Genomic DNA, 25,889 nt, shown 5'->3' on the forward strand with positions numbered 1-25,889 from the left:
TCCAGCGCCAAACACTGTCCTCTGTGGGAGCGAGCCTGCTCGCGATGGCGGTATGTCTGACGGCTGATGCGCTGAATGTCAGGTCGCAATCGCGAGCAGGCTCGCTCCCACAGCGGGTAGGTGGTGTTATTGAATCAGCGAGCCCCGCAGCGAGTGCGGCTGCGCGGCATCGATGTGCACGTCGGCAAACTGACCGATCAGGGTCGGATTGTCACACTTGAAGTTGACGATACGATTATTTTCGGTCCGGCCTTGCAGCTCTCCGGGGTCTTTTTTCGAATAATCGGTAACCAGAATCCGCTGGATCGACCCGACCATTTGTCGGCTGATTTCGAAGCCCTGTTGGTTCAGGCGATGTTGCAGGGCGTTCAGGCGCTCTTTTTTCAGCTCTTCGGGGGTGTCGTCTGCCAGATCGGCGGCCGGAGTGCCTGGACGCTGGCTGTAGACGAATGAATAGGAAAAGTCGAAGCCGACGTCCTGGATCAGTTTCATGGTCTGTTCGAAGTCTTTTTCCGTCTCGCCGGGGAAACCGACGATGAAGTCCGAACTGATGCAGATGCCCGGTACGGCCGCGCGCAGCTTGCGCAGTTTGGATTTGTATTCCAGCGCAGTGTGGTTGCGCTTCATCGCCGCGAGGATGCGGTCCGAGCCTGACTGCACCGGCAAATGCAGGTGTTTCACCAGTTCCGGCACCTCGGCATGGGCCTGGATCAGGCTGTCGGAGAATTCCAGCGGGTGCGAGGTGGTGTAGCGGATGCGGTCGATGCCATCGATGGCGGCGACCACACGGATCAACTCCGCCAGATCGGCCAGGCGACCGTCGTGCGTGGTGCCGCGATAACCGTTGACGTTCTGCCCCAGCAAGGTGACTTCGCGCACGCCGTTTTCAGCCAGGTGAATGATCTCGGCGATCACGTCGTCGAATGGCCGGCTCACTTCTTCGCCGCGGGTGTACGGCACCACGCAGAACGTGCAGTACTTGCTGCAGCCTTCCATCACCGACACGTAAGCGCTGGGGCCATCGATGCGCGGCTCGGGCAAGTGGTCGAATTTTTCGATTTCCGGGAAAGAAACGTCGACCTGCGGCAGTTTGCTGATACGTGCTGCGTCAATCATTTCCGGCAGGCGGTGCAAGGTCTGCGGGCCGAAGACGACGTCCACGTAGGGCGCGCGATCACGGATGGCGGCGCCTTCCTGGCTGGCCACGCAACCGCCGACGGCGATGACCATGTCCGGGTTGGCGAGTTTCAGTTCGCGCCAGCGGCCGAGCTGAGAGTAGACACGGTCCTGAGCGCGTTCGCGAATCGAGCAGGTGTTGAGCAGGATGACGTCGGCGTCTTCAGCGCGCGCGGTGACTTCCAGGGCCTGGTGTTCGCCCAGCAGATCGACCATGCGCGAGCTGTCGTACTCGTTCATCTGGCAACCGTGGGTTTCGATGTAAAGCTTCTTGGCCATGGAAAGAGTCATCACGTGATTCAAAGAACCGCGCATTATAGGGAACATGCACCCAGGTTCCTACCGCTGCGCGTCCGACGGCTATGCTATAGTTCGCGCCCTCTTTTTTATCCCTCGATGTGTTACCCGCCCACCATGACCAAACGTGAAGCTCCAATCTACAAGGTGATTTTCCTCAACCAGGGCCAGGTGTTCGAAATGTACGCCAAGCAGATCTATCAAAGTGATCTGTGGGGCTTTCTGGAAGTGGAAGAGTTCGTCTTTGGCGAGCGCACGCAAGTGGTCGTCGATCCGAGCGAAGAGAAGCTCAAGGCTCAGTTCGAAGGCGTGGTGCGCAGTTTTGTGCCCATGCATTCGATCGTGCGCATCGATGAAGTCGAGCGCCTGGGCACGCCGAAAATCAGCGAAGCCCGTGGCGCGGTCGGCAATGTCATGCCGTTTCCGATGCCGATGCCTGAGAAGTAAGGTTTCAAGACCGGGTCGACTCCATCGCGAGCAAGCTCGCTCCCACAATGAATCGTCTGCGAACACATTATTTGTGAACGCCAGAAATCACTTGTGGGAGCGAGCTTGCTCGCGATGGGGCCAGAAAAATCGGTACAGAACTTAAGGCAACGGCGCGAACGGCGTACGCCCGTCGGCGCTCTGCAATTCCATCAAATACTTACGGAAAATTTGCCCCAGCACCTGAGTGGCGACTTCCAGTTCTTCGCGAGGCATCTTTTCGGTGACTTCGTCGGCGGTGTCCAGCGCATCTTCGTCGCCATTGACCGCAGCCATTTTCAGCAGGATATACGCCTGAACGTTATTGGCCGGCACGCCTTCGCCGTGGAAAAACATGGTGCCGAGTTTGAATTGCGCCTGGGCGTGGCCTTGCAGCGAGGCCTTTTCGAAATAGCTCAGGGCTTGATTGAGGTCGCGCGGGGCGTTTTTGCCTTCGTAGTAGAACTCACCCAACTCGTATTGCGCTTGGGCATCCCCTTCATCCGACGCTTTCTGGCAGGCGGCGAGTGCCTGTGCCAGGTCTTGCGGCTGGGTATTGAGGGTGCAGCGACCCATCGCTGGGATTAACAACGAGTTACCGCCTGCTTGTGCGAGCGCGAGCAGGGGCTGAAGGAGCAACAGGCAGCCCAGTGAAAGGGCGCGGCCGGTGCGGTTCATGGGAATCGACTTACCTCTGAAGGGCGCGCGGACCCATCGAGGGGATCCAATAAGCGCGCATTATGAAATAAGCAGGGCCAACCTTACAAAGTCTTTACTCGTTTTTCTGCTGCGCGGGAAATATATCGCCCACTTTGCTGGGGATTATTGGCAGATGAGTCGGAAAAAATGCGGGAATGCAGGTGAAAGCCGACGCTGGCGATGGCCAGCGTCGGCTCGATCACGTTACTTCAGTGCAGCGAACGCGCGCTCAGCGGCATCCAGGGTCAGTTTCAGCTCGGCTTCGCCGTGGGCGATCGAGGTGAAGCCGGCTTCGAACGCGCTTGGCGCCAGGTACACACCACCTTCGAGCATCAGGTGGAAGAAGCGACCGAACAGCGCCGCATCGCTGGCCATCACGTCATCGAAGGTCACGATGTCGTCGGCACCGCTGAAGTACAGGCCGAACATGCCACCGGCCTGAGTGGTCACGAACGGGATGCCTGCCGCATCGGCACGTTGTTGCAAGCCATCGAGCAGGCGCGTGGTGTAGTCGGTCAGTTCCGCGTGGAAACCCGGGCGGCTGATCAGGCGCAGGGTGGTCAGGCCGGCAGCCATCGCCAGCGGGTTACCCGACAAGGTACCGGCCTGGTAGACCGGGCCCAGCGGGGCGATGCGCGACATGATTTCACGCTTGCCACCGAAGCAGCCGACCGGCATGCCGCCGCCGATGATCTTGCCGAACGTGGTCAGGTCCGGCGTTACGCCGTAATGAGCCTGGGCGCCGCCCAGGGCGACACGGAAGCCGGTCATCACTTCGTCGAAAATCAGGACCACGCCGTGCTTGTCGCACAGGGTCCGCAGGCCTTCGAGGAAGCCCGGCGCCGGTGGTACGCAGTTCATGTTGCCGGCCACCGGTTCAACGATGATGCAGGCTACGTCCTGGCCGACTTCGGCGAGCATCGCTTCAACCGCGTCGATGTCGTTGAATGGCAGGGTCAGGGTGTGTTTGGCGAACGCCGCCGGCACGCCGGCCGAACTCGGTACGCCTTGGGTCAGGGCGCCGGAACCGGCCTTGACCAGCAGGCTGTCGGAGTGACCGTGGTAGCAGCCTTCAAATTTGATGATGCTGTCGCGACCGGTGAAGCCGCGGGCCAGACGAATGGCACTCATGGTCGCTTCGGTGCCGGAGCTGACCATGCGCACCATGTCCATCGACGGCACCAGCGAGCAGACCAGGTCGGCCATCTGGGTTTCCATCTCGGTCGGTGCGCCGTAGGACAGGCCGTGCTCCAGCTGTTTACGCACGGCGTCCAGCACGTCCGGGTGGCTGTGGCCGAGAATCATCGGGCCCCAGGAGCCGACGTAATCCACATAACGTTTGTTGTCTTCGTCGGTGACGTAGGCGCCTTCAGCGTGTTTGAAGAACAACGGCGTGCCGCCAACGCTTTTGAACGCGCGCACTGGCGAGTTCACGCCACCGGGAATGTGTTTCTGGGCATTGGCAAACAGGGTTTCGGAACGAGACATGTGCGGACTCTCAAATCAGATTTTTAGTAATTCATTGAATGCGCGGGCGCGGCGGGTCACTTCAGTCGTGCTCTCGGCGCCAAACAAACCATGCACCACGGCCAGCAGATCGACGCCATGGGCCACCAGCGGAGCGGCGTTGTCCAGGGTGATGCCGCCGATCGCACAGATCGGCAGGTGCAGTTGCTTGCGCGCCTGGTCCAGCAGATCGAGGCTGCAGGTCGGGGCTCCGGGCTTGGTGTTGGAATTGAAGAAGCGTCCGAACGCGACATAACTGGCGCCTTCCTTGACAGCTTGCTCGGCCAGTTCGAGCCGTGCATGGCAGGTCGAACCGATGATGGCTTTGGAGCCGAGCAGGGCGCGGGTCGGCGACAACGGGCCGTCGGTTTGGCCCAGGTGTACGCCTACGTTCAGGCGTGCGGCCAGTTCGGCGTCGTCATTGATGATCAACTGCGTCTTGTAGCGCTCGCACAAATTGCGCAGGGCTTGCGCCTCGCGCAGTCGACGGGCCTCATCGCTGCTCTTGTCGCGGTACTGCAACAGGGTGACGCCGCCTTCCAGCGCCGCCTCCACGTACGAGAGAAATTTACCGGCCAGCAATTGGCTGTCGGTAATGGCGTACAGGCCACGTAGTTTCATCGGACAGGCCTCATGGCGTTACGAACAGAAGTCCAGTGGCAGGCGGCGTGGCACGAATTGCCCTTTGCCCAGTTGCTCCGCGTCACGCAGGGTGCGCCACGTGTAGTTAAGTGCAGTCTGTACGGCGCTGGCGAGGTTTTCACCCTGGGCCAGACGGCCGGCGAGGGCGCTGGCCAGGGTGCAGCCGGAACCGTGATAACTGCCTGGCAGGCGCTGACAGGTAAAAGTGTCGCGATGGCCGTCGCGGCTGTAGAGGCGATTGTGGATTTCGGTTTCGTCGCCATGACCGCCGGTGATCAACAGGTGTTTGACGAACGGCAGGAGTTTTTCAGCGCACTCGTCCGCGGTGCCTTCGGGCAGTTCGGCGAGGATGCGGGCTTCGGGAAGGTTAGGGGTGGCGATGATCGAGAGCGGCAGCAGGCGTTCGCGCATGGCGTAGCCGACTTCGTCCTTGCCCAGGCGTCCGCCGCCGCCAGCGCGCAGCACCGGGTCGCAGACCACTGGCAGGTGCGGGTGCGCCGAGAGCAGTTCGACCACGGTGTCGACCATTTCCAGCGAACCGAGCATGCCCAGTTTGACGGCCGCGACCTCGGAATCGTTGAGCACGGCATTGGCCTGGGCCAACACCCACTCACGGTCGAGGACGCGGAAGTCAGTGACATTGACCGTATCTTGCACGGTCAGGGCAGTGACGGCCGGCGCCGCATGGCAACCCTGAGCGAGCAGGGCTTCGATATCTGCCTGCAAGCCGGCGCCACCACTTGGGTCGTGGCCGGAGAGACAGAGGACAACGGGGCGAGAGCTGTAGATATTCATGGTGCGCGAGCTTACCACCAAACAACTTTTTTCGGATGCAGCGACATGCTTGTGGCGAGGCAGCTTGCACCGGCTCGAGTGCGAAGCAGTCGTAAAGTCCAATGGCTCGGCGCAACTGACAAAACGTTGGGGCCGCTTCGCCGCCCGGCGGGAGCAAGTTCCCTCGCCACAGGTGTTCGCTCAGGTATTTTTACAACCTGATCAATTAAACAGCTCTAGCTCAATAATCTCCGCTGAAAAGCCCGTCCTAGAGCCTTTTCAGGAAAAATTTCAGTAGTGCTCAATGGCCATCAACGGCTATGCTAGAGTGGATCCAAATCAATAACAGGTAATGCCGGTTTTACGTCTGCTCAAAAGGAATGGGGGGCTTCCTGACAGAACCGGATAGGCCACGCTGGGGCACCAATGCGCTATTTGCTAATGTTGATGTTGTGTTTGCCCTTTTTGGCGAACGCCGTCGAATTCGATGAGTTCACTCAAAGCCTCCCCCTGGGCCGATCCCTGCAGGTGTTTGAAGACGCAAGTGGTCAGGCGAGCGTTGCGGACGTGCGCGCGCAAGCGGCGGCCGGCAACTTCAAATCCCATGACAAAGCCACCCTCAATGCCGGGTACTCGCGTTCGGTGTTCTGGCTGAAAATCGACTTGCAGTACCGCCCGACCAACCCTGCGGCGCAACGGACCTGGCTGCTGGAACTGGCCTACCCGCCCCTCGATCACCTTGATCTCTATCTGCCTGACGCAACCGGTAACTATCAAGTGGTCCGTCAGACGGGCGATGCCTTACCTTTTTCCAGCCGCGAGATCCGTCAGAACAACTACCTGTTCAGTCTGAATTTCACCCCCGGCCAGACCCAAACCCTGTACCTGCGCTTGCAAAGTGAAGGCTCGATCCAGGCGCCGGTGACATTGTGGTCAAGCACCGCCTACCTCGAAGAGCAGCCGGTCCGACTCTATGTGTTGGGCCTGATCTATGGCGTGTTGCTGGGGATGCTGGTCTACAACCTGTTCATCTACCTCAGCGTGCGCGACACCAGTTATCTCTATTACATCGTCTACATTGCCTCGTTCGGCCTGTATCAACTCTCTGTGAACGGCGCTGCCGTGCAGTATTTCTGGCCGGACAATCCCTGGTGGGCCAACGCCGCGACGCCATTTTTCATCGGTTGCGCCGGGCTGTTCGGCAGCCAGTTCGCTCGCAGCTTCTTGCAGACGGCCACCCACAGTCGCTGGCTCGATCGCCTGTTGCTGGCATTGGTGGCGTTCAGCGCGCTGGTGGTCGGGTTGTCCTTGATGACCAGTTACGCCCTGGCCCTGCGCCTGGCCACGGCGCTGGCGCTGACCTTTACCGTGGTGATCTTTTCTGCGGGGATTTTCGCCTGGCTGCGTGGCCTGCGAGTGGCGCGGTATTTCATCATTGCCTGGTCGGCTTTTTTGCTGGGCGGCATCATCAACACGCTGATGGTGCTGGGTTATCTGCCGAACGTGTTCCTGACCATGTATTCCAGCCAGATCGGTTCGGCCATCGAAGTGGCGCTGCTGTCCCTGGCCCTGGCCGACCGCATCAATGCGATGCGCGAACAGCAGGCGCAAACGCTGTTCGACGCCGGGCAAAAGCTTGAAGTGCTCAACCAGCAACTGGCCCACAGTAACAAGCTCAAGGACGAGTTCCTTGCCACCTTGACCCATGAACTGCGCACGCCCATGAACGGGGTGATCGGTTCGCTGGAGCTGATGCAGACCGTCGAGATGGATCCCGAGCTGGAGCAATACCAGCAAACAGCCGCAGGATCGGCGCGGGAGATGATGCGCATGGTCAACGGCATCCTGACCCTGACCGAGTTGCAGGCCGGCAAGCTCAAGGCTTACCCGACGACATTCAGTTTGCGCGGTGTGGTCGAGGCGTTGCGCGTGCAATTCGACGGCAATGCGTCGAGCAAATCGCTGGACTTCAAGGTCGACGTGGCGCCCGGCGTGCCGGACCGATTGCATGGCGATAGCACCAAGTTGGCGCAATGCCTGGAATGCCTGCTGGATAACGCGATCAAATTCACCAAGGTGGGAGGGCTGGCGTTGCGGGTGACGGGTAAAACCGTCGAGCCTGACCGATTCGCGCTGTCCTTCGCGGTGATCGATACCGGCATCGGCTTTACCGATCTGGGGGAGGCGACCCTGTATCAACGCTTCTTCCAGCTCGACGGCTCGATGACCCGTGAATACGGTGGCTTGGGCGTGGGTCTGGCCATCTGCCGGCAGTTGGTGGAATTGCTTGGCGGACGCCTGACCCATCGCTCCGAGCCTGGGCGTGGGAGTCGCTTCCAGCTCGATGTCGAGTTCGAAGTGCCAGCGTCGGAACGTTCGACGGTGCCCTCTATGGTCCGGGATTTCCCGCGCCTGCGCCTGCCGCAGGATTGCTCGGTGTTGCTGGCAGACGAAAACAGCATCAATCAGTTGGTGATGCGGGGCATGTTGCTCAAGCTCGGGTTCCGGGTCCGCACGGCTGACAGCGGCCAAACCGCACTCGAATTGTTGCAGTATGAAACCTTCGACGCCGTGCTGCTCGATGGTCAGTTGCCGGCCCTGGATGGTGTGTCGTTGTGCTGCCAGATTCGCGCCTTGCCGGGCTGCGCCGAGGTGCCGATATTCATCATCGCACTGGGCGTTGATCGGGAGCGCTGCCCGACCGGCGCGTTGATCGACTACCTGAACAAACCGGTGAAATTCGAAGATTTGCAGGCTGCGCTCTATCGACGGGTGCTTTGCGCGTAACAGGGCGAAAGCGCCGGCAGTTAGGCAGATATGACACTTTGATCAGCCCAAGGGCGGTGCTTAACTGAGGTCCCTTGGCTGACCAAAGGAGCCCCGTCATGAACCTGCATCAGTTTGCCGAAACCCACGAAGTCACCAACCAGCCACCATCCCTGGACGGCGCCAACCTGTATCGCATCGACTTGCCGTTGCAGGAGTGGTCGCGGCGCTTTGGGGCCGGTTGGGCCGAATCGCGGATCGATGCGTACGGTGCACTGGCGGGCGGGCCGCTGATGGAAGCGGGGTTCCTGGCCAATCAGAACAAACCGGTGTTCAACAGTCACGACCGCTTTGGCCATCGTATCGACCTGGTGGAATTTCACCCGGCCTACCATGAACTGATGCGCACGGCGATCGAGCACGGCCTGACTTCATTGCCCTGGGCACACCCGCAGGACGGTGCCCATGTTGCCCGCGCGTCCATGACCTATTTGCACAGCCAGGCCGAAGCCGGCAGTGGCTGCCCGCTGACCATGACCTTCGCCAGCGTGCCGGCACTGCGCCTGCAGCCGGATCTGGCCAGACAATGGCTGCCGAAAATTCTTGCCACCGAATACGACCCGCGCAACGTCGGCATGGCCCACAAGGCCGGGGTCACCATCGGCATGGCCATGACCGAGAAACAGGGCGGCACCGACGTTCGTGCCAACACCACCAAGGCTTATCCGGTCGGTGCCAGCGGTCCTGGCCAGGCTTACGAACTGGTGGGGCACAAGTGGTTCTGTTCGGCGCCGATGTGCGATGCCTTTCTGACGCTTGCGCAGACGGACAAGGGCTTGACCTGTTTCCTGCTGCCGCGCCATCGCCCGGATGACACGCGCAATCAGTTCTACATCCAGCGCCTGAAAAACAAACTCGGCAACTGCTCCAACGCCTCCAGCGAAGTGGAGTTTCGTGGTGCGCTGGCGTGGATGGTCGGCGAAGAGGGGCGCGGTGTTCCCACCATCATCGAGATGGTGGCCATGACCCGCTTCGATTGCATGGTCGGTTCCAGTTCGCTGATGCGCCAGGCCCTGACCCAGGCCAGCCATCACTGTGCGCATCGCTCGGTCGGCGGCAAATTGCTCAGCGAACAGCCATTGATGCAAAACGTGCTGGCGGACCTGGCACTGGAAAGCGAAGCGGCGCTGGCCTTGAGCTTGCGCATGGGCCGGGCGCTGGATCATCTGGAGAGTGAGCAGGAAGCGAAATTCGCCCGACTGGTGACGGCGGTGGGCAAGTACTGGATCTGCAAACGCGCGCCAGCCATGATCAACGAAGCTGCCGAGTGCATGGGGGGGGCCGGTTATGTCGAAGACAGCATCCTGCCGCGGCTGTACCGCGAGGCGCCGGTCAACTCGACCTGGGAAGGCTCCGGCAACGTGCAATGCCTCGATGTGCTGCGGGCGCTGTCCAAAGAGCCTGGCGTACTGGACGTATTGTTCAACGAGCTGGGCGACGGCCATGGCGACAAGCGTCTGGCTACACACATCAATCAGTTGCAGACAGCCTTCAAGGACACCCGTGACATTCAGTACCGTGCCCGGCAATTGACCGAAGACATTGCCCTGGGTTTGCAAGCCAAACTGCTGCTGGAGGCAGGCAATGCGGCGGTCAGCGATGCCTTCATCGCCAGTCGTCTCGGTTCCGCCGGACGTGTATATGGCGCGTTGCCACGGGGGCTGGATGTGGAAGCCATTGTCGCCCGGTCGACCCCGCAGGGCTTTTGATCACCATCAACCCACTGTGGGAGCGAGCCTGCTCGCGATAGCGAACTTCCATTCAACCAAAATGTTGGATGTGATGGCCTGATCGCGAGCAGGCCCGCTCCCACAAGGTTTTCGGTGTGTGCAATATTTTTTGTATCAGCATGCCACTGTTCCCGTGAAGCGACGATGCAGGCAAGATGAAGGCCTGCAAGTCAGAACACAGGATGCTGATCGTGACCGAAGCTTTTATTGTCGTTCAAACCGCCGAGCAAGCCGTTGACCGGCTTGCGCTCTTGCACAATCGTGCAACCACCGCACTGAGTCAGGCGCTCAAGCGCTACCTCAAGGATCGCGTCGAACCGGACGCCGAGCAGCGGGCGATGTTTCGTTATCCCGAGCTGCGTCTGACCTACCATTGCCAGGGCGAAGTTCCGCAGACCACGCGCGCCTACGCCAAGGTCCAGTTGCCAGGCACCTACAGCGTCACCGTCACCCACCCTTCAGCGTTCCGTAAGTACCTGCTGGAACAGCTCGTGCCCTTGATGCACGACTTCACCGTGACCGTAGAGGTCGGTGTCAGTCAGCAAAACATCCCGTATCCGTATGTCGTCGAACAGGGCGATGAGCTGGCCGGTTCTGGCGTCACCGCAGCCGTGCTGGCACGGGTGTTCCCGAGCACCGACCTGTCGGCGGCGACCGACGGCATTGCCGATGGCTTGTACGACTGGGAAAACACCGATCCGCTGCCACTGGCGCTGTTCGATGCCGCACGGGTGGATTTCTCCCTGCGCCGACTGGTGCATTACACCGGCAGCGACTGGCGTCATGTACAGCCGTGGATTCTGCTGACCAACTACCACCGTTACGTCGACCAGTTCATCGTCCATGGCCTTGAACAATTGCGCAAAGACCCGCGTTTCGTGCGCATGGTGCTGCCGGGCAACGTGATCATCGAAAAGAGCATGGACCACGGCGAAGCCTCGGCGATTGCGGCGGGCGTGGTCTGGCACCGCTACCAGATGCCGGCCTATCACCTGATCGCCAGTGACGGTCACGGGGTGACCCTGGTGAACATCGGCGTCGGTCCGTCCAATGCCAAGAACATCACCGATCACCTGGCGGTGCTGCGTCCGCACTGCTGGCTGATGATCGGCCACTGTGGCGGCTTGCGTCAGTCGCAGACCATTGGCGACTACGTGTTGGCGCACGCCTACATGCGCCGCGACGGGATTCTCGACCGGGTGGTGCCACCGAATATTCCGATCCCGGCCCTGGCCGAAGTGCAGATGGCCTTGCAGCAAGCGGCGGCCAACATCACCGGCGAGCAAGGCGACCAACTGAAGAAACGCCTGCGCACCGGCACCGTATTGACTTACGACGACCGTAACTGGGAGCTGCGCTGGGCCCAGGAGCGTCCGCTGATCAACCTGTCTCGCGCCGTCGCGGTGGACATGGAAAGCGGCACCATTGCCGCCCAGGGCTATCGCCTGCGTGTGCCTTACGGCACGTTGCTCTGCGTGTCGGACAAGCCGCTGCACAGTGAAATCAAACTGCCGGGCTCGGCCAACGCCTTCTACGAACGCGCGGTCAGCCAGCATTTGAAGATCGGCATCGAGGCGGTGGACTTGCTGCGCACCGAACTCAACTCGCTGCACTCGCGCAAACTGCGCAGCTTCGACGAACCGCCGTTCCGCTAACGGTTTGTCATGGTCATTTGGCGGTCAGGGCAAGGGCGCGGCAGTGGTAATAATTGATCGCGCGCCCTAGCATTAGCAGCCCTGACCGTTAGATGTTCTCTTTTGCCATGTCCCGTCCTCAACGTCCCGCTCCCCGCCGTCCTGGCGCGAAGCCATCCCCTTCGGCCCCGCGCCGTGTCGCCAAGGCGCCACCGGCCGAGCCCAAACTGATCCTGTTCAACAAACCGTTCGATGTGCTGACGCAATTCAGCGATGGCGAAGGTCGGGCGACGCTCAAGGACTTTATCGAGATTCCGGGAATTTACCCCGCCGGACGGCTGGACCGTGACAGCGAAGGCTTGCTGCTGCTGACCAACGACGGCCAGCTACAGGCGCGGATCGCCGACCCGAAACACAAACTGGCCAAGACCTATTGGGTGCAAGTGGAAGGTGAGCCGAGCGCCGAGCAGTTGCAGCGCTTGCGTGACGGTGTCGAGTTGAACGACGGCATGACCTTGCCCGCCGAGGCGCGGCAACTGGATGAACCCGAGTTGTGGCCGCGCAATCCGCCGGTGCGCTTTCGCAAGAGTGTGCCGACCCGTTGGCTGGAGCTGGTGATTCGCGAGGGGCGAAACCGTCAGGTGCGACGCATGACGGCGGCGGTCGGACTGCCGACGTTGCGCCTGGTGCGGGTCAGAATCGGCGACTGGACCCTCGAAGGGCTTGATCAGGGCCAGTGGAAGGAAGTGCCGGCGCGCTTATAAGGTGCCGGACTCGATCAGTCCGATCACCACGCTCTTGATGACGAACGCCGCCACGCCAAGGCCCAGCACGAAGAACAGAATGAACGAGCCGAAACGCCCGGCCTTGGACTTCTTCGCCAGATCCCAGACGATGAAACCCATGAAAATGATCAGGATGGAGACCAGGCCGGTCATCATCCACTCTTCGAAAACTGCAGGATCCATTGAACATCTCCAGCGCGGGCGAGGCTAAAAGGGCGCGGGGAGTATACGCCTCGCTGGTGGAGGGCAGTATTGACCTGCGGCGGTGTGTCGCAGTCATTCGTCGGCTGTTGCGGCCCCATCGCGAGCAAGCTCGCTCCTGCCGTTAATCCTGGTGCGCTGAAGATCCCCTGTAGGAGCTGGCTTGTCAGCGAAGGCGCCCTTAGCTACGAAGATGAGTCAGCGGCAGCTCAGTGCTGTTCAAAACCTGGTTCAACACAAAACTGGAGCGCACGCTGGTCACACCTTCAATTCGCGTCAGGTGCCCCAGCAGCAGTTTCTGATAGTGGTCCATGTCCGGCACCACGACCTTGAGCTGATAATCGGCATCCATCCCGGTCACCAGGCTGCATTCCAGGACTTGCGGCAAGGTACGGATGGCCGCTTCGAAGTTCTCGAAGCGCTCTGGCGTATGGCGGTCCATGCCGATCAGCACATACGCCGTCAGGCTCAGGCCGAGCATCTTGCGGTCGAGCAGGGCGACCTGGCGGGAAATGTAGCCGTCGTCCTCCAGTTGCTTGACCCGCCGTGAGCAGGGCGACGGTGACAGGCCGATGCGTTCGGCCAGCTCCTGATTGGAGATGCGTGCATCACGCTGCAATTCAGCCAAAATGCTCAGGTCGTATCGGTCGAGTTTGCTCATCAATCAGGCCTTTGTCATAACTATTGCGACAGATTATCTATCCAGGGTTAAAAATTGCGCAAGTAGTGTTTATTTGAGCAATCTTCGCAATCCTCTGCTGGCTCTCCGAGTCTATTCTTATCACCAGAATCACTGCTCGGACAAACAGTCCAGTGCGGCTCGCCCAATCAGGCCAGCTGCGGTCGCCACCCCCACAGGGGATGTGCCGGCCCCCGAGCTACACACTGTCCAGAAGACGGCGTGAGGTGAGCCGACGTCAAAAGCGTCGAGCACGGACGAAGTTCTCAAGGGGAGGCCGACGGGTCTCCCCTTTTTCTTTGCCTGGATTTTAGTGCTGTTCCCTTAATAAATAAGTTTCGCGACTGATAACCTGTGGCAGAACCAGCCTGTGCATCTCCAGTCTTACGTACAAGCGCTGTTCGCTTCACTGTAGGAGCGAGCCTGCTCGCGATGGACGTTAACGATGACGCATGCTTTCTGAATAAACGCATGGCGCTTGAGTTCATCGCGAGCAGGCTCGCTCCTGCGCAATCCGTACCCCAGCAGTCCCCACAGTGAGGAAAAGCATGAAGTCGCGCATCTGGCGTTTGGCCGGAGTTGGTTTGCTGTGTGTCAGTGTCACTGCGCAATCGTTGGCCGATGAGCCGCAGAACCATGGGCCCGAGGGTGGTCGACAGGGGGAGGGCGGTCATCAGGGAAATAATCAGGGCCATGGCGGCAACAATCAGCCGCGCCCGCAAAACAATGACGTCATTCGTGGCGACAACAGTCGCCAGTTCGAGCACAACGGCCAGAACCGCAACGATGGCCAATGGCAAAACCGTCAACAGCCCGATTTCAACAATCCGGTTCGCTCTCCTCCGCCGCCACCGCAATTGCCGGCCAATGACTTGCCGATCCAGCCACGGCCCGACGCGGTGCGTCAGACCCAGCCGCCGCAACGCGGGTATTACCAGGACGTGCCGCGGCGCAACGACAACAACCAGCACTGGGGCGGCTACACCGGTGCGCCGTCGAGTCATGATCAGTGGCAGGGCCGTCCGAACGGGCACGGCAATGGTTGGGGCCCAGGGCCGCAGTATCGCCCGGGTCATGTGATCGATCGCTTCCCGGACCGCGAGTACCGCGTGCCATATCGTGGCATGGATTATTTCTACTCCGGCGGCTACTGGTATCGCCCGCTGGGTCCGCGTTATGTGGTGGTCGAGCCACCGCGCGGGATTCGCGTCAGTTACTTGCCGGATTATGCCGAACAGGTGTTGATCGGCGGTGCGGTGCTCTTTTTGGCGGCGGGCGCGTATTACGCCTATCAAGAGAGCACCCAGGATTACGTCGTGGTCGAGCCACCCGTTGGCAGCCTTCAACCGCAGCCGCCGCAACTCGCCAATAATAGTTATGACGTAGTGGCTTATCCGGCCAACGGCCAGTCCCAGGACCAGGTCAATCGGGATGGCTACGAGTGCTATCAATACGCGGTGCAGCAGAGTGGCTTCGATCCGCGAACTGCGACCTACCAGCCAGACCCTTCGGTGGTGCAAGCCTATCGCCAGGCTCAGGGCAATTGCCTGAGCAGTCGCGGCTACCAGGTGAGTTACTGAGCGCTGGCAGCGTTCACCACTTCCTGCGGGTCGGCGTGCACCAGCACCTCGGCTCGCGGGTAGGCGGCGTGAATCGCATCGGCGGCTTGATCACTGATGCCATGGGCAACGGATAGCGTCAGATCCCCCGGTAATTCAAGGTGCAGTTGTACGAACCACTGGTTGCCGGACACCCGCGTGCGCAGGTCATGCGCACCCAGCACCCCCGGAACGCCGCATGCCAGTTCGAGCATGTGCTGGCTGACATCCGGCGGCAGCTCTTCATCCATCAGCACCGTGAAACTTTCCCGGGCGATCTGCACCGCGCTCCAGAGGATGTACGCAGCGATACCCAGACCGAACCAGGCGTCGACCTGATGCCAGCCAAACCCGGCCAGTACCAGCGCCACCAGAATGCTGCCGTTGAGCAGCATGTCCGAGCGGTAATGCAAGGAGTCGGCGCGCACCGCGTTGGAGCCCGTGGCCTTGACCACACGGTGCTGCAACATCAGCAGCGCCAGGGTCAGGACCAGCGAGAACACAATCACCCCGATGCTGATCCACGGCGCGCCCACCGGCTCCGGATGCTTGATCCGCTCGAACGCCTGCATCGCAATCAGCACCGCACTGCCGCCGATGAACAGCGCCTGGGCCATGCCGGCCAGCGATTCGGCCTTGCCATGCCCATAGCGATGATCGTCGTCGGCGGGGCGCAGGGCGTAGTGCACGGCCAGCAAGTTGAGCATCGAAGTGATGCCGTCGAGTGCCGAGTCGGTCAACCCGGCGAGCATGCTCACCGATCCGCTCAGCCACCAGGCGATGGCTTTGGCGACGACCAGCGTGCAAGCCACCGCCACCGAGGCACGGGTCGCCAGCCGCAGCAGGCGGGCGTGTTCGGAGCTGGAGATCATAAATGCGGCCTTTCCTTGAAATGCACCGATTACGCGGCGGGTTGCAGGCCGAACATGGCCAGTTGCTGGGTGCTGCCCTTGTGCTGGATCAGGCGTGGATCATCCAGCGGGAAGCTGCGGCCCAGTTCACGCTGCAGAATAGTCTGCAACTTGAGGTTATCGACCTTACCGTCGGCGCCGATGGCGTCCTTGAGTTTTTCCGGATCAACCTGGGCGGTTTTGCCCGGTTCGAAGTAAATCGCGCCGGTGGCAAAGTCCACGGCAAACGCGATCAGGCCGGGAATGATATAGAACAACAGGCCCACGGCGTCGAGCACGGCAATGGCCGGGTCGATCTTGCCGTCGATCTGGCCGCGGCGATCCGGGTAGAAGATCGAACCGCAGGCCGTCACTTGGGTCAGCAGGGTGGCGACCAGAACACCGCCAATCAGGCGAAGGGGAATATGCATATGAAATCTCCTGGGTCATTTCAAAACGAAGTGTTATCGGTATGAATTAGGACCGCAACGAACACTGGGCAGTTCGCCGTTATACTCGCCGCTCTGTTTGGGAGCCAGCATGATTTCTTTGCCGATCGATGAAGTTTTACCCGCCCTGCGTGAAGCCTTGGCGACACGCCACGAAGCGGTGCTCGAAGCACCGCCCGGCGCCGGTAAAACCACCCGCGTGCCCTTGGCCTTGCTCAACGAGCCGTGGCTGGCCGGGCAAACCATCCTGATGCTCGAACCGCGCCGGTTGGCGGCGCGTGCGGCAGCGGAGCGCCTGGCCAGTGAACTGGGCGAGAAAGTCGGCGAAACCGTGGGTTATCGCATCCGGCTCGACAGCAAGGTCGGCCCCGACACCCGCATCGAAGTCGTCACCGAAGGCATCCTCACCCGGCGCTTGCAGGACGACCCGGCGCTGGAAGGCGTGGGCCTGCTGATCTTCGACGAGTTTCACGTTTTGCCATTTGCACCGAAATACCCACGAATCTTGTCAAAGCGCATTACATTCCCCTGCCAAAATTAACCTTCTTCCAGGCCATCCCCAGACCTTCCCATCCCTGATTGACCTCGGTGTGACCCTCGATTCCAACTCCGGTAGGTGCCACGGTCTCGAGTCCGACTCACTCACTCCCGTCATACACGGTCGCCCCAGAGCCATCTGAAGCTGCCTTGTTGGCGCTGATACGATTTTGACCTAGGCTGCCGGAATTCATTGACCCAGCCGAAGGCGCCGCAAACGCTGACCCAGCGCGGGATTTCAGAGGCTATGTATGGGTTAGTCAAAATCGTATCAGCGCCAACAAGCGCTGTGCTTCAAGTTGAGGAGCTACTACCTATTGCCTGAGTGACGAGAGCGAATTGCTCGATCCCGTCACTTGATACCGGTCGGACTCCGCGAACCATTCGCAGCACCCAACAAGCGATCAGCCAAATCCAATGATTGCTTTGGTTTCCAAGTACTCTTCAAAGCCATAGACACCGTATTCACGACCATTGCCAGATCGTTTATAGCCGCCGAACGGAGCCATTGGATTCCAAGCGGGGTAGTTCAGATGCACTTGCCCAGCGCGGATACGAGAGGCAACGGCACGTGCAAGATCAAGGTCCTGAGACTGAACATGAGCGCCCAGTCCATACACTGTGTCGTTTGCGATAGCGACCGCCTCATCGACCGTCTCATACGGAATGATGCACAACACTGGACCAAAAATTTCTTCTTGGGCGATCCGCATTGCGGAATTTACTTCGGAGAAAACAGTCGGTCGGGTGTAGAAGCCCTTTTCAAAGCCCGGCACACGTCCTGGTCCGCCGCAAACGAGTTTTGCACCCTCATTAAGGCCTGCCTCGATCATTGCTTGCACGCGATTGAACTGCGCCTCGTTGGCAATGGGGCCGAGTACCGTATCTTCTGATTGCGGGTCACCAACGATGATTGCGTTGGCGGTTGCTGCAGCGAGAGACTCGACCTCCGCCAGTCTGTCCTTTGGAACGATCATTCTTGTCGGGGCGCTGCAGGATTGTCCCACGTTGCGGAACGCGGACATCACTCCCAATGGAACGGCTTTGGCGAAGTCGGCGTCGGGAAGCAGAATATTCGGGGACTTGCCTCCCAGTTCTTGTGTGACGCGCTTCACCGTATGCGCGGCCGCCTGTGCAACCAGAGCGCCTGCGCGGTTTGAGCCGGTAATGGAAATCATGTCGATATCGGGATGCGCCGCCATGGCTGCGCCGACCTCGGGACCACTTCCGTTCACCAGATTGAAGACGCCAGGCGGGAGGCCTGCGTCATGCACCAGTTGCGCAAAAAGAAGGGCGCTCAGAGGCGACAGTTCGCTTGGTTTCAGGACCACTGTGCAGCCGGCAGCAATAGCCGGGGCGACTTTCGCGGTGATTTGATACAGCGGCCAGTTCCACGGAGTGATGAGAGCGCAGACACCTATGGGTTCGCGTTCAATCGCGGTGCCGTCTTCAATCGTCTGGAAACGATAGGTGGATAGCAGATCACGTGCGACCCGAACGTGTTCGGCCGCGAGAGGCACATGCATTGCCCGTGCGAAATCGATGGCAGCGCCCATTTCGAGAGAGATCGCCTGCGCCAGAGCCTCTTTTCGCTCAAGGATAAGGTCATAGATCTTTCCAAGAAACAGCGCGCGGGATTCTGCCGAGGTGGTAGACCAACCAGGAAACGCTGCTCGCGCCGCAGCTACTGCCTGATCAACATCCTCGGCAGACCCTTGTGCGACCTCGGCAACAACGGCTTCACTTGCCGGATTGACCACCGGCAAGCTTGCCGGGCTTGCCGGGGAAGACCAACGGCCATTGATATAAAACTTGTGCGACGTTTGCGGATCAACACTGTAGCTATTCGAAGATTGAGTTGTCATCCAACTAGCTCCTTGGAGCGGTAATAGGCACTGCGAGTAGCAGAGATCGGTCATCAATAAGCTAACAAAGTGCCCCCACAAAATGTGCCGTTCTTCAAGTTTGCAAGGGATAATCTGCTGTATCTGCCAGACTAACTTTGCATTAACGTAACTGAGCCGTTTACGTCAGTAATGCGTCCGGTAAAGTCGCTTGCTGGCGGCCGTGATCGTTAGCCTATAGCCTGAGTCACTAGAGCAAACTGCTGGAGTCCACCGCTTGATTGCGGGGGGACTCCGCGAACCATTCGCGGTGCTCTGTCGACGCACTGCAACCCCAGGCTTTCCAGCCAGCCGGCCAACCTGCAATCGGCCAGAATGTCGAAGCGAACAAAGGCACCAGGTATCAAACGCAGAAGGTGGGTAATCAAGTGTTGAGCCTGTTCCAGGTTTTGCGCGACAACCGGACCAATGATATGGCCACGACCAAAACGACGGAGCAGGGCAGTACCTTGTAGTTTTCCATCCACGTCAATGCCGACCACGTACTCGGCCATCGGGAGCAAATCGTTAAGTACCGTTGTGCGGTCCAGGCCGCTACCAGCATTGGCCAATTCAATCAGCTTCGGGTAATCGGCCGGGCCTAATGTGCGACAATACGAGCCCTTGATCAAAGGGATCAGCGCAGGTGCCTGTGGCACACCTTGATGCTGCTGGATTCGTGCGAAGTCGACGAATCCCATGCTTGCATAAAGCGGTGCGCCTGACTCGGTGGCATTGAGAATTGGCGTGCGTGGAGCAGTGGCCTCCAGGCACAGGTTCATCAGTCGACGTCCGATCCCCTTTCCTTGGTGCTCGTCACTCACGATCACTAGGCCGATTGAGGAATAAGCGCCTTGATGGCAGGCGAATGCTACGCCGACCAACTGTCCGTTATGTTCCGTGACAAAGCCTTCGGACGTGCGCTGTACCATGGCCCAGTCTTCTTCTCGGTGAGGCCATTTCAGGTGCAAGGAGAGAGCGTGTGCCGCGGGCATGTCCGCCGCGGTTACAGTGCGGTACAGATAGACAGAATCTGACGTTGCAGGCATGGAGCCTCCTTGAAGATGGCGATCTTGAGCGGGGCGATCAGGGCGTTGCAGTGTGCGGCTCATATAAGTTTGCCTGTGCTGAGGAGGCTTGTAGATGAAGGCATCGCAATCGCGGATGGGTTAGTAAACCGACGGATATCGAATGGACTGATCAAGGTGCTGGTGCTGCCGGTGCTGATCAGTTCGGCCGTCACGTCGCCGACGCCCGGGCCAAGCTGGAAGCCATGGCCGCAGAAGCCGAAGGCGTAGAACAAGCCGTCGACGGTGCCGCTGGGGCCGATGACCGGCAGGGAGTCCGGCGTATAGCTCTCGATACCGCTCCAGACCCGGATGATGTTCAGCTTTTCGGCCCCTGGCAGCAGGCGGCGCATTTGCCGCATCTGGTTGAGCAGGCTTTCCGGCTGGAAGTAGGCACGCCGGTTGAGCATGTCCGGTGTGCAGCGGTTGCCGCCGCCGATGATGATGTTGCCGCGGGGGATCTGGCGGAAGTAGATCACCTCTTCCTTGATTTTGGTAAACACGCCAATCACCGTCGGCAAGGCGTAGGGCACTGGCTCGGTCACCGACATTTGCGGACCATTGGGTTCCAGCGGCACCGGTTCGCCGAATTGCTCGGACAGCTTGGCGGCCCAGGCGCCCGCGGTGATCAACAGTTGCTGGGCGACGAACAGCTGACCATCGGTGGTCGTGACGTGGAATTCGTCATTGACCTTCTGCACCTCGACGACCTCGGTGCGCTCTTCGATCCTCGCGCCGAGGCGCCGGGCTGCCCGGGCAAACGCCGGCGCTGCCAGACGCGGGTTGGCGTGACCATCGTGAGGCGCGTAGGAACCGCCCTTGACCTCCGGGCCGAGGAATGGAAAACGCCGATGCAACTCGGCACCGCGATAAATCCTCAGATCCAGTTGCGCCGCCTCAGGCGCTGCGGCATAGGCCTCCAGCTCGGCGATTTCATCTTCGCGATAACACACCCGCATATGGCCGCTGGCGATGAACTCGAGGTCGTCGTCGATCAGCTCCGGCAGTCGTTTCCACAATGCCCAGGAACGGTTGGCCAATTCCAGCTGCCCGAGGTAACGCCCTTGGCGCCGCACGTTGCCGAAGTTCACGCCACTGGCGTACTGACCGATCTGGTCACGCTCCAGCAGGGTGACTGAGTGCCCACGTTGACGCAGGAAAAACGCCGACGTCGAGCCCATGATGCCGCCGCCGATAATCAGGACATCGCTTTTTTGCGGTTTCATAAGGGCTCCTCGATGATCGTCATCGGTAAGGGTTTGACCGGGGCCTGACCCCGTTGCCGACCGACCTGTTGCACACTGACGCCAGCCGCCGCGGCAATCACCTCGGCCCCGGCTTGGGAGCAATAACGACCTTGGCAACGGCCCATGCCGACCCGGCTGAAGGCCTTGGCGCGGTTGACTTCGCAGGCCCCTTTTTCCCTGACGGTGCGGCGCAATTCGCCGGCGCTGATCATCTCGCAACGACAAACGATGGTGGTGTCCGGCAAGGCTTTGGCTTGCTCCGCCGGCCAGGGAAACGCTTGGTCCAAACCCAGGCGAAACTGCTCCATCACCGCTAAAGGCTGGCGTTGTTCGTCGCGTAATCCAGCGTTAATTGGTTGGTTCAGGTCTTCCAGCAACGCCATGGCCACCAATCGCCCGGCGTGTTCCGCGGCATCCGCGCCACGAATCTTCGAGCCGTCACCGGCGGCATAAACACCACTGACCGTGGTCCGGCCTTCTTCATCGGTGGCCAGCCACCATTGGCTGGAGGCCTCATCGAAGCGCAGACGGCAACCGGCCAGGTCGGCGAGTTGGGTTTCCGGGCGCAGGTGATAACCCAGTGCCACGGCATCGCAGCTCATAGTCAAAGTCTCGCCGCGAGCCGTTAGCACCCGCGCGCCACTGACACCGCTGGCCGCATCGCCCTGCACCGCCAGCGGTTTGATCCCCAGGTGCACCGGAATCTTCGCCCGATACAGCTGCGCCAACAGCTTCATGCCGGTGAACAGCAATCCGGGACGCGCCAGCAGTTTCGGCAAGGCGCCGATGCGTTTGCTCAGCGGCGAAGTGTCGAGCACCGCCGCCACGTTGGCACCGGCCTTGAGGTATTGGCTGGCGACCAGATACAGCAACGGCCCGCTGCCCAAGAACACCACGCGGTGACCAATGGAGACTGCTTGCGATTTGAGCGCGATCTGCGCCCCGCCGAGGCTGTAGGTGCCCGCGAGTTGCCAGCCTTCGATCGGCATCAGGCGGTCGGTGGCGCCGGTGCACAGGATCAGCGCGTCGTACTCCACCGTTGAGTGGTGGCCCTGGCTGACACAGTACAATTGCCCCGGCGTCAGGTTCCACACCAGGGTGTCCGGGCGGTAATCAATCTGTCCGCGCAAGCGGTCGAAGCTATCGTGCAGGTCGCGGGCCTTGGCCGCTTCGGTGCCGTACAGCGTGGCGTAATCCCGGGTGAAGCCGTCCGGCTGGCGCCGGTAGATCTGCCCGCCATCGCGGCGATTTTCATCGATCAGGATCGGTTTGAAGCCCGCTGCCAACAAGGTCTCGGTACAGCGAATACCCGCCGGTCCGGCGCCGACGATAACGACTTTATTAGCGCTCAGCCGTGCAGTGGCCATGTCGCCTCCGGTTGTGTGGTGACGATGTCCAGCCCGTCACGGACTTCGTTGGAACAGGCGCGCAGGCGTTCGCCGCTGCGGGTCCAGACCCAGCAATCCTGACAGGCACCCATCAAACAAAAACCGGCGCGGCGGCCCGAATCGAACTCCGACTGGCGCAACCCCGAACCCTGGGTCAGCAGCGCGACCATCAGCGTGTCGCCCTGCAACGCTGTGATGGGCAAGCCGTCCACGCAAAGTTTTACGCTGGGGCGTTCGTGCTCTCCCAGTCTTGCAAGGCGCCCCGTCATTGGTAGGTTTCCTTTTGTTCACCGCGGGCCAGCGCTTCGATTTCGATCAAGTAACCGTGATGCAAGACCGGAACAGGCACCACGACGCGTGCTGGCCGATGTTCACCCAGGTAATGGGCATAAATCCGATCGAAGGCGGGCCAGTGTTCTATCCCTACGACATAGACCGTGACCTTCATCAGATCACTCGTGCTCCGGCCCGCTTCGCTGAGGATCGCCACTAGGTTGTCGAGGGCGATTGATGTTTGAACCTCAAACGGTTGGTCGGCACTGTGGTCGCCATTCGCGCGTACCGGCAGTTGCCCGGACACATATAAAACACCCTCGTGCGCTACCGCCTGGGAGTAATGTCCACCCGAAGCTGCTGCGTTAGCCGTGTGGATTAAGTCGATCGAACCTGCTTGATTACCAGCCATGTAAGCGACTCCAGGTGTGCACGACGCCCTCTGCGTCAACGGCGTGATAGTCCGGGAATTGCGCGCCTGTGGCACATGCGTGGTTGGGCAGAATGCGCAGACGGCTGCCGATGGGGAAGCGCGCTACGATGTTGGCGCTCTCGGCCGCTCCAAGAGTGATGATGCCGTGTTCCTGGTTGGCGCCAGTGACCAGCGCGCCCTCGATCCAGTCGCCAGCTTCGGTACACACCTGTCCGTAACCGAAGTCCTGTCGCTGGCGCTGCGTGCCGCGATCACGACTCATGGCCATCCAGCCGGCATCGGTGATGATCCAGCCTTTATCTTGCTGGTGGCCTATGACGGTGGTCAGCACACTCAGTGCCAACTCGTCTGTCTGGCAGACGCCGATGTTGTGCATAACCAGGTCGAAGAACACATAAACGCCTGCGCGTACTTCAGTGACGCCTTCCAGACTCAGTGCCGATAGGGCCGTGGGAGTGGAGCCGATGCTGACCTCCGGGCACGTCAAGCCGGCGTCGCGGATTCTTTCGGCGGCGCTGACGCAGAGGAAGCGTTCTTGTTCGGCCAAAATCTGCAGCGCTTCAAGATTGTCGAGTTCGTAACTGGATCCGGCATGGGTCATCACGCCTCGCAATTGCATGCCCCCCTCAACAAGGATATGTGCGACGTCTGTGAGTGCGTTGTCTTCAACGGTCAGACCTGATCGATGGCCGTCGCAATCTATTTCGATCCAGACCTCGAATCGTTCGTTGTTCTGCTGTCCAAAGGAGACGATGGCTTGAGCCCCAATGACGCTGTCGGTGAGCACGCTCAGCCTGCAGCCTTTGCGCCTGAGTGTCAGTGCCTGGGCCAATTTGCCAGGCGCTATTGCAACGGCATAAAAAATGTCGCTGATGCCTTCAGCGAAACAATGCTCAGCTTCTTTCAGGGTGGAAACTGTGACACCGCTTGCGCCAGCGGCTATCTGTGCCTTGATCACGGGGAGGCATTTGCTGGTTTTGATGTGCGGGCGCAAACGCACACCTTGGGTGTCCATGCGTTGCTGCATGCTCTGGATATTGCGCTGCATTCGCGAGATATCGACTATCGCGACGGGGGTATCGAGGGAGGAAATAGAGGCTGACATGACAGAACTCGGGTGGCTGGGTACAGGGGCCACTCTACTCAGCTGTCATTAAGTCATGGTTCAATGGATAGTCATCAATCATTAAGTAAAATTGAATGATCTCCGTCGAAGACCTACGTCTGGCCGTAACGCTGGCGCGCTCCGAGTCTTTAAGCGCTGCTGCCAGAATTCTGAATGTCTCACCACCGGCGCTGTCCATGCGTCTGCGTAAGCTGGAGACGCTGCTCGGTCTGACCCTGGCCAATCGCGATGCCCGGCGCCTGAGTCTCACCGCCGATGGCGAGCGTTTCTCCCGAGAAAGCGCGCTCTTGCTGGAGCAGCTGGAGGCGCTTCCGGAATCTTTCAAGCAGAAAGACGAGCAGCTAGTTGGCACACTCAGGTTAGCGGCGCCGTTCGGCTATGGGCGACAACGCATTGCGCCGCTGCTGGCTCGTTTCGCCAGGTTGCACCCACAGCTTCGCCTGCACCTGGATTTACGCGAAACGCCATGGCCTGATCGTCACGACAGCGATGCTGTGATTCACATCGGTCAGCTCAATGACAGCCTGTGGATCGCCAAGCCTCTCACGCAAAACAACCGATGGTTATGCGCCAGTCCGGCCTATCTAGAGCAGCACGGTGTGCTGTCGTCGCCGGACCAACTCCCCGAGCATCGCTGCATTTGCATTCGTGAAAATGATGAAGATGTCACGCTATGGCATATGCGTAAGGGGTCGGAGCGGAAAACGCTGCGCATCGAACCCATGTTGTTGAGCAACGACGGAAGCGTAGCTCGGCGTTGGGCCGAGCAAGGCTTGGGGTTGGTTTTACGTTCGCAATGGGACGTAAGTGACGCTATTGCCAGCGGCAGCCTGATACGGGTGATGGCGGATTGGCAATTCGACAGCGCTCCGATGAACCTGTTGGTCCCCTCACGCAAACTTCGCAGTCCGCGTGTACAGGCGTTAGTGGCATTTCTAGAAGATGCATTGAAAGCATGACAGGGCGATAGGCAGCACGGATCCACTTCATTGGAGTGCACTGGTCGACGATGCATGATCGGTGTTTTTCAAATATCTGATGAGGGGCTTACGTCTTTCCCCAGACGGCTAAACGCCTGATTGAACCCGCAGATTTCGCTGACGGACGCTTCATTACTCTGGGCTCGGTAGTCTCAGCGCGAAGCGTATAAATGTTGCTTTGGCCAGCGTATCTCGCCTATCGCTGATAGAAGCAAGGTTATCCCATACCGCTTGACACTTGTTGTGCAGGGTGCGGGCGTGTGCATCCTCGACCCGGCCGCTTATTTGGATTTTATAGGCAAGGGCGTCGTGATAAGACATTTTCAGTGTCTTGATCTATGCGGGCTTCTCGGCATTTCGACAAGCTCAGTGCAGCCGAAAAAGTTCGGTGGATGTGTTCAAAGAACCATTCTGGATCTTTATGGAACAAGAGTTGCGCGTCTAGCGCTAATTTGAGTATTCGGCGCCTGAAGGCCGGAACGGTATGGGCTAATCGTAACGACCGCAGGCCGAAAGGTTGTTGGGCCTACCTCTCCCTCGCAGCACAATCAGCGGCCGTATCCTCAGGGACGCGCGCGTTCTCGTTCCACCAGTCGTAAATTCT

General features: G+C 59.9%; 23 protein-coding genes and 1 pseudogene. 8 read left to right on the forward strand and 16 right to left on the reverse strand.

The genetic code is table 11. The features are described 5' to 3' along the window. Positions 1 to 126 precede the first annotated feature (126 nt). Entirely contained in the window at positions 127 to 1,455 is a 1,329-nt protein-coding gene (miaB, locus tag ACX3YF_RS10950; RefSeq protein WP_178083105.1) for a tRNA (N6-isopentenyl adenosine(37)-C2)-methylthiotransferase MiaB, read from the reverse strand. A gap of 135 nt (positions 1,456 to 1,590) precedes the next feature. Between miaB and ACX3YF_RS10955 the strand changes: the two genes are divergently transcribed. Next, positions 1,591 to 1,920 carry a DUF1820 family protein gene (locus ACX3YF_RS10955; RefSeq protein ID WP_003185742.1) on the forward strand — a complete coding sequence of 110 codons (330 nt, stop codon included), beginning with the start codon at positions 1,591 to 1,593 and terminating at the stop codon, positions 1,918 to 1,920. 141 nt (positions 1,921 to 2,061) lie between these two features. Here the strand turns inward: ACX3YF_RS10955 and ACX3YF_RS10960 are convergent, their stop codons facing one another. From ACX3YF_RS10960 to ACX3YF_RS10975, 4 genes are all read right to left on the reverse strand, one after another. After that, complete coding sequence (locus ACX3YF_RS10960) at positions 2,062 to 2,616, reverse strand: tetratricopeptide repeat protein (RefSeq protein WP_103403450.1); 555 nt, start codon at positions 2,614 to 2,616, stop codon at positions 2,062 to 2,064. Positions 2,617 to 2,841: 225 nt separating this feature from the next. Then, entirely contained in the window at positions 2,842 to 4,125 is a 1,284-nt protein-coding gene (gene hemL / locus ACX3YF_RS10965) for a glutamate-1-semialdehyde 2,1-aminomutase (protein ID WP_130204659.1), read from the reverse strand. A 15-nt stretch (positions 4,126 to 4,140) separates the two neighbouring features. After that, a complete protein-coding gene (thiE, locus tag ACX3YF_RS10970; RefSeq protein WP_130204661.1) occupies positions 4,141 to 4,764 on the reverse strand; it encodes a thiamine phosphate synthase in 624 nt (207 codons plus the stop codon). A gap of 18 nt (positions 4,765 to 4,782) precedes the next feature. After that, on the reverse strand, positions 4,783 to 5,580 hold the full coding sequence (locus tag ACX3YF_RS10975; RefSeq protein ID WP_034148145.1) for a hydroxymethylpyrimidine/phosphomethylpyrimidine kinase: 798 nt from the start codon (positions 5,578 to 5,580) through the stop codon (positions 4,783 to 4,785). A 405-nt stretch (positions 5,581 to 5,985) separates the two neighbouring features. On the opposite strand from ACX3YF_RS10975, the gene ACX3YF_RS10980 reads away from it, so the two are divergent. The 4 genes from ACX3YF_RS10980 (at position 5,986) to ACX3YF_RS10995 (ending at position 12,513) form a co-directional block, all read left to right on the forward strand. Next, on the forward strand, positions 5,986 to 8,346 hold the full coding sequence (locus ACX3YF_RS10980) for a hybrid sensor histidine kinase/response regulator (protein ID WP_130204663.1): 2,361 nt from the start codon (positions 5,986 to 5,988) through the stop codon (positions 8,344 to 8,346). A gap of 98 nt (positions 8,347 to 8,444) precedes the next feature. Beyond that, a complete protein-coding gene (locus ACX3YF_RS10985) occupies positions 8,445 to 10,094 on the forward strand; it encodes an acyl-CoA dehydrogenase family protein (protein ID WP_130204665.1) in 1,650 nt (549 codons plus the stop codon). A gap of 176 nt (positions 10,095 to 10,270) precedes the next feature. Then, positions 10,271 to 11,770 carry an AMP nucleosidase gene (gene amn, locus ACX3YF_RS10990; RefSeq protein WP_189340267.1) on the forward strand — a complete coding sequence of 500 codons (1,500 nt, stop codon included), beginning with the start codon at positions 10,271 to 10,273 and terminating at the stop codon, positions 11,768 to 11,770. A gap of 107 nt (positions 11,771 to 11,877) precedes the next feature. Further along, entirely contained in the window at positions 11,878 to 12,513 is a 636-nt protein-coding gene (locus ACX3YF_RS10995) for a pseudouridine synthase (RefSeq protein ID WP_130204669.1), read from the forward strand. Here ACX3YF_RS10995 and ACX3YF_RS11000 read toward each other — a convergent pair. Beyond that, the gene (locus ACX3YF_RS11000; RefSeq protein ID WP_007937369.1) at positions 12,508 to 12,717 is read right to left on the reverse strand and encodes a DUF2788 domain-containing protein; all 210 of its coding nucleotides are present in this window, start codon (positions 12,715 to 12,717) and stop codon (positions 12,508 to 12,510) included. The genes ACX3YF_RS10995 and ACX3YF_RS11000 overlap by 6 nt on opposite strands. A 199-nt stretch (positions 12,718 to 12,916) precedes the next feature. Next, on the reverse strand, positions 12,917 to 13,396 hold the full coding sequence (locus ACX3YF_RS11005; RefSeq protein WP_007937367.1) for an Lrp/AsnC family transcriptional regulator: 480 nt from the start codon (positions 13,394 to 13,396) through the stop codon (positions 12,917 to 12,919). Between the two features lie 566 nt (positions 13,397 to 13,962). Between ACX3YF_RS11005 and ACX3YF_RS11010 the strand changes: the two genes are divergently transcribed. Then, positions 13,963 to 14,994: a DUF6515 family protein gene (locus ACX3YF_RS11010; RefSeq protein WP_130204671.1), complete on the forward strand. Its 1,032-nt coding sequence runs from the start codon at positions 13,963 to 13,965 to the stop codon at positions 14,992 to 14,994. Here the strand turns inward: ACX3YF_RS11010 and ACX3YF_RS11015 are convergent. Next, the gene (locus tag ACX3YF_RS11015; RefSeq protein ID WP_130204673.1) at positions 14,988 to 15,884 is read right to left on the reverse strand and encodes a cation diffusion facilitator family transporter; all 897 of its coding nucleotides are present in this window, start codon (positions 15,882 to 15,884) and stop codon (positions 14,988 to 14,990) included. The two genes, ACX3YF_RS11010 and ACX3YF_RS11015, sit on opposite strands and share 7 nt — an antisense overlap. Before the next feature lie 29 nt (positions 15,885 to 15,913). Next, positions 15,914 to 16,333 (reverse strand): polyribonucleotide nucleotidyltransferase, encoded by a 420-nt coding sequence (locus ACX3YF_RS11020; RefSeq protein WP_130204675.1) that lies wholly within the window; start codon positions 16,331 to 16,333, stop codon positions 15,914 to 15,916. Between the two features lie 109 nt (positions 16,334 to 16,442). Here ACX3YF_RS11020 and ACX3YF_RS11025 point away from each other — a divergent pair. Beyond that, positions 16,443 to 16,823: pseudogene (locus ACX3YF_RS11025) on the forward strand (DEAD/DEAH box helicase); the annotation flags it as partial. Positions 16,824 to 17,292: 469 nt separating this feature from the next. On the opposite strand, the gene ACX3YF_RS11030 reads toward ACX3YF_RS11025, so the two are convergent. From ACX3YF_RS11030 to ACX3YF_RS11060, 7 genes are all read right to left on the reverse strand, one after another. Further along, the gene (locus ACX3YF_RS11030) at positions 17,293 to 18,753 is read right to left on the reverse strand and encodes an aldehyde dehydrogenase family protein (protein ID WP_458973730.1); all 1,461 of its coding nucleotides are present in this window, start codon (positions 18,751 to 18,753) and stop codon (positions 17,293 to 17,295) included. A gap of 209 nt (positions 18,754 to 18,962) precedes the next feature. Then, positions 18,963 to 19,820, reverse strand: a complete 858-nt coding sequence (locus ACX3YF_RS11035; protein WP_458973731.1) for a GNAT family N-acetyltransferase — start codon at positions 19,818 to 19,820, stop codon at positions 18,963 to 18,965. A gap of 59 nt (positions 19,821 to 19,879) precedes the next feature. Beyond that, a complete protein-coding gene (locus ACX3YF_RS11040) occupies positions 19,880 to 21,064 on the reverse strand; it encodes an NAD(P)/FAD-dependent oxidoreductase (protein WP_458973732.1) in 1,185 nt (394 codons plus the stop codon). Then, on the reverse strand, positions 21,061 to 22,452 hold the full coding sequence (locus ACX3YF_RS11045) for an FAD/NAD(P)-dependent oxidoreductase (RefSeq protein WP_458973733.1): 1,392 nt from the start codon (positions 22,450 to 22,452) through the stop codon (positions 21,061 to 21,063). The genes ACX3YF_RS11040 and ACX3YF_RS11045 overlap by 4 nt, the downstream gene beginning before the upstream one ends. Continuing rightward, a complete protein-coding gene (locus ACX3YF_RS11050) occupies positions 22,434 to 22,742 on the reverse strand; it encodes a (2Fe-2S)-binding protein (protein ID WP_458973734.1) in 309 nt (102 codons plus the stop codon). Before ACX3YF_RS11050 ends, ACX3YF_RS11045 begins: the two co-directional genes overlap by 19 nt. Then, entirely contained in the window at positions 22,739 to 23,158 is a 420-nt protein-coding gene (locus ACX3YF_RS11055) for a RidA family protein (protein WP_458973735.1), read from the reverse strand. Before ACX3YF_RS11055 ends, ACX3YF_RS11050 begins: the two co-directional genes overlap by 4 nt. Next, positions 23,148 to 24,284 (reverse strand): DSD1 family PLP-dependent enzyme, encoded by a 1,137-nt coding sequence (locus tag ACX3YF_RS11060; protein ID WP_458973736.1) that lies wholly within the window; start codon positions 24,282 to 24,284, stop codon positions 23,148 to 23,150. The genes ACX3YF_RS11055 and ACX3YF_RS11060 overlap by 11 nt, the downstream gene beginning before the upstream one ends. A gap of 95 nt (positions 24,285 to 24,379) precedes the next feature. Here ACX3YF_RS11060 and ACX3YF_RS11065 point away from each other — a divergent pair, with 95 nt between their 5' ends. Then, positions 24,380 to 25,264, forward strand: coding sequence for a LysR family transcriptional regulator (locus tag ACX3YF_RS11065; RefSeq protein WP_458973737.1), 885 nt, complete (start codon positions 24,380 to 24,382; stop codon positions 25,262 to 25,264). Positions 25,265 to 25,889: the final 625 nt, after the last annotated feature.

This window comes from Pseudomonas fluorescens group sp. PF-69, from assembly GCF_054481235.1.

Coding starts and splice junctions, on each gene's coding strand:
- miaB (WP_178083105.1), bottom strand. CDS start 1,455: ATGGCCAAGAAGCTTTACATCGAAACCCACGGTTGCCAGATGAACGAG.
- ACX3YF_RS10955 (WP_003185742.1), top strand. CDS start 1,591: ATGACCAAACGTGAAGCTCCAATCTACAAGGTGATTTTCCTCAACCAG.
- ACX3YF_RS10960 (WP_103403450.1), bottom strand. CDS start 2,616: ATGAACCGCACCGGCCGCGCCCTTTCACTGGGCTGCCTGTTGCTCCTT.
- hemL (WP_130204659.1), bottom strand. CDS start 4,125: ATGTCTCGTTCCGAAACCCTGTTTGCCAATGCCCAGAAACACATTCCC.
- thiE (WP_130204661.1), bottom strand. CDS start 4,764: ATGAAACTACGTGGCCTGTACGCCATTACCGACAGCCAATTGCTGGCC.
- ACX3YF_RS10975 (WP_034148145.1), bottom strand. CDS start 5,580: ATGAATATCTACAGCTCTCGCCCCGTTGTCCTCTGTCTCTCCGGCCAC.
- ACX3YF_RS10980 (WP_130204663.1), top strand. CDS start 5,986: ATGCGCTATTTGCTAATGTTGATGTTGTGTTTGCCCTTTTTGGCGAAC.
- ACX3YF_RS10985 (WP_130204665.1), top strand. CDS start 8,445: ATGAACCTGCATCAGTTTGCCGAAACCCACGAAGTCACCAACCAGCCA.
- amn (WP_189340267.1), top strand. CDS start 10,271: ATGAAGGCCTGCAAGTCAGAACACAGGATGCTGATCGTGACCGAAGCT.
- ACX3YF_RS10995 (WP_130204669.1), top strand. CDS start 11,878: ATGTCCCGTCCTCAACGTCCCGCTCCCCGCCGTCCTGGCGCGAAGCCA.
- ACX3YF_RS11000 (WP_007937369.1), bottom strand. CDS start 12,717: ATGGATCCTGCAGTTTTCGAAGAGTGGATGATGACCGGCCTGGTCTCC.
- ACX3YF_RS11005 (WP_007937367.1), bottom strand. CDS start 13,396: ATGAGCAAACTCGACCGATACGACCTGAGCATTTTGGCTGAATTGCAG.
- ACX3YF_RS11010 (WP_130204671.1), top strand. CDS start 13,963: ATGAAGTCGCGCATCTGGCGTTTGGCCGGAGTTGGTTTGCTGTGTGTC.
- ACX3YF_RS11015 (WP_130204673.1), bottom strand. CDS start 15,884: ATGATCTCCAGCTCCGAACACGCCCGCCTGCTGCGGCTGGCGACCCGT.
- ACX3YF_RS11020 (WP_130204675.1), bottom strand. CDS start 16,333: ATGCATATTCCCCTTCGCCTGATTGGCGGTGTTCTGGTCGCCACCCTG.
- ACX3YF_RS11030 (WP_458973730.1), bottom strand. CDS start 18,753: ATGACAACTCAATCTTCGAATAGCTACAGTGTTGATCCGCAAACGTCG.
- ACX3YF_RS11035 (WP_458973731.1), bottom strand. CDS start 19,820: ATGCCTGCAACGTCAGATTCTGTCTATCTGTACCGCACTGTAACCGCG.
- ACX3YF_RS11040 (WP_458973732.1), bottom strand. CDS start 21,064: ATGAAACCGCAAAAAAGCGATGTCCTGATTATCGGCGGCGGCATCATG.
- ACX3YF_RS11045 (WP_458973733.1), bottom strand. CDS start 22,452: ATGGCCACTGCACGGCTGAGCGCTAATAAAGTCGTTATCGTCGGCGCC.
- ACX3YF_RS11050 (WP_458973734.1), bottom strand. CDS start 22,742: ATGACGGGGCGCCTTGCAAGACTGGGAGAGCACGAACGCCCCAGCGTA.
- ACX3YF_RS11055 (WP_458973735.1), bottom strand. CDS start 23,158: ATGGCTGGTAATCAAGCAGGTTCGATCGACTTAATCCACACGGCTAAC.
- ACX3YF_RS11060 (WP_458973736.1), bottom strand. CDS start 24,284: ATGTCAGCCTCTATTTCCTCCCTCGATACCCCCGTCGCGATAGTCGAT.
- ACX3YF_RS11065 (WP_458973737.1), top strand. CDS start 24,380: ATGATCTCCGTCGAAGACCTACGTCTGGCCGTAACGCTGGCGCGCTCC.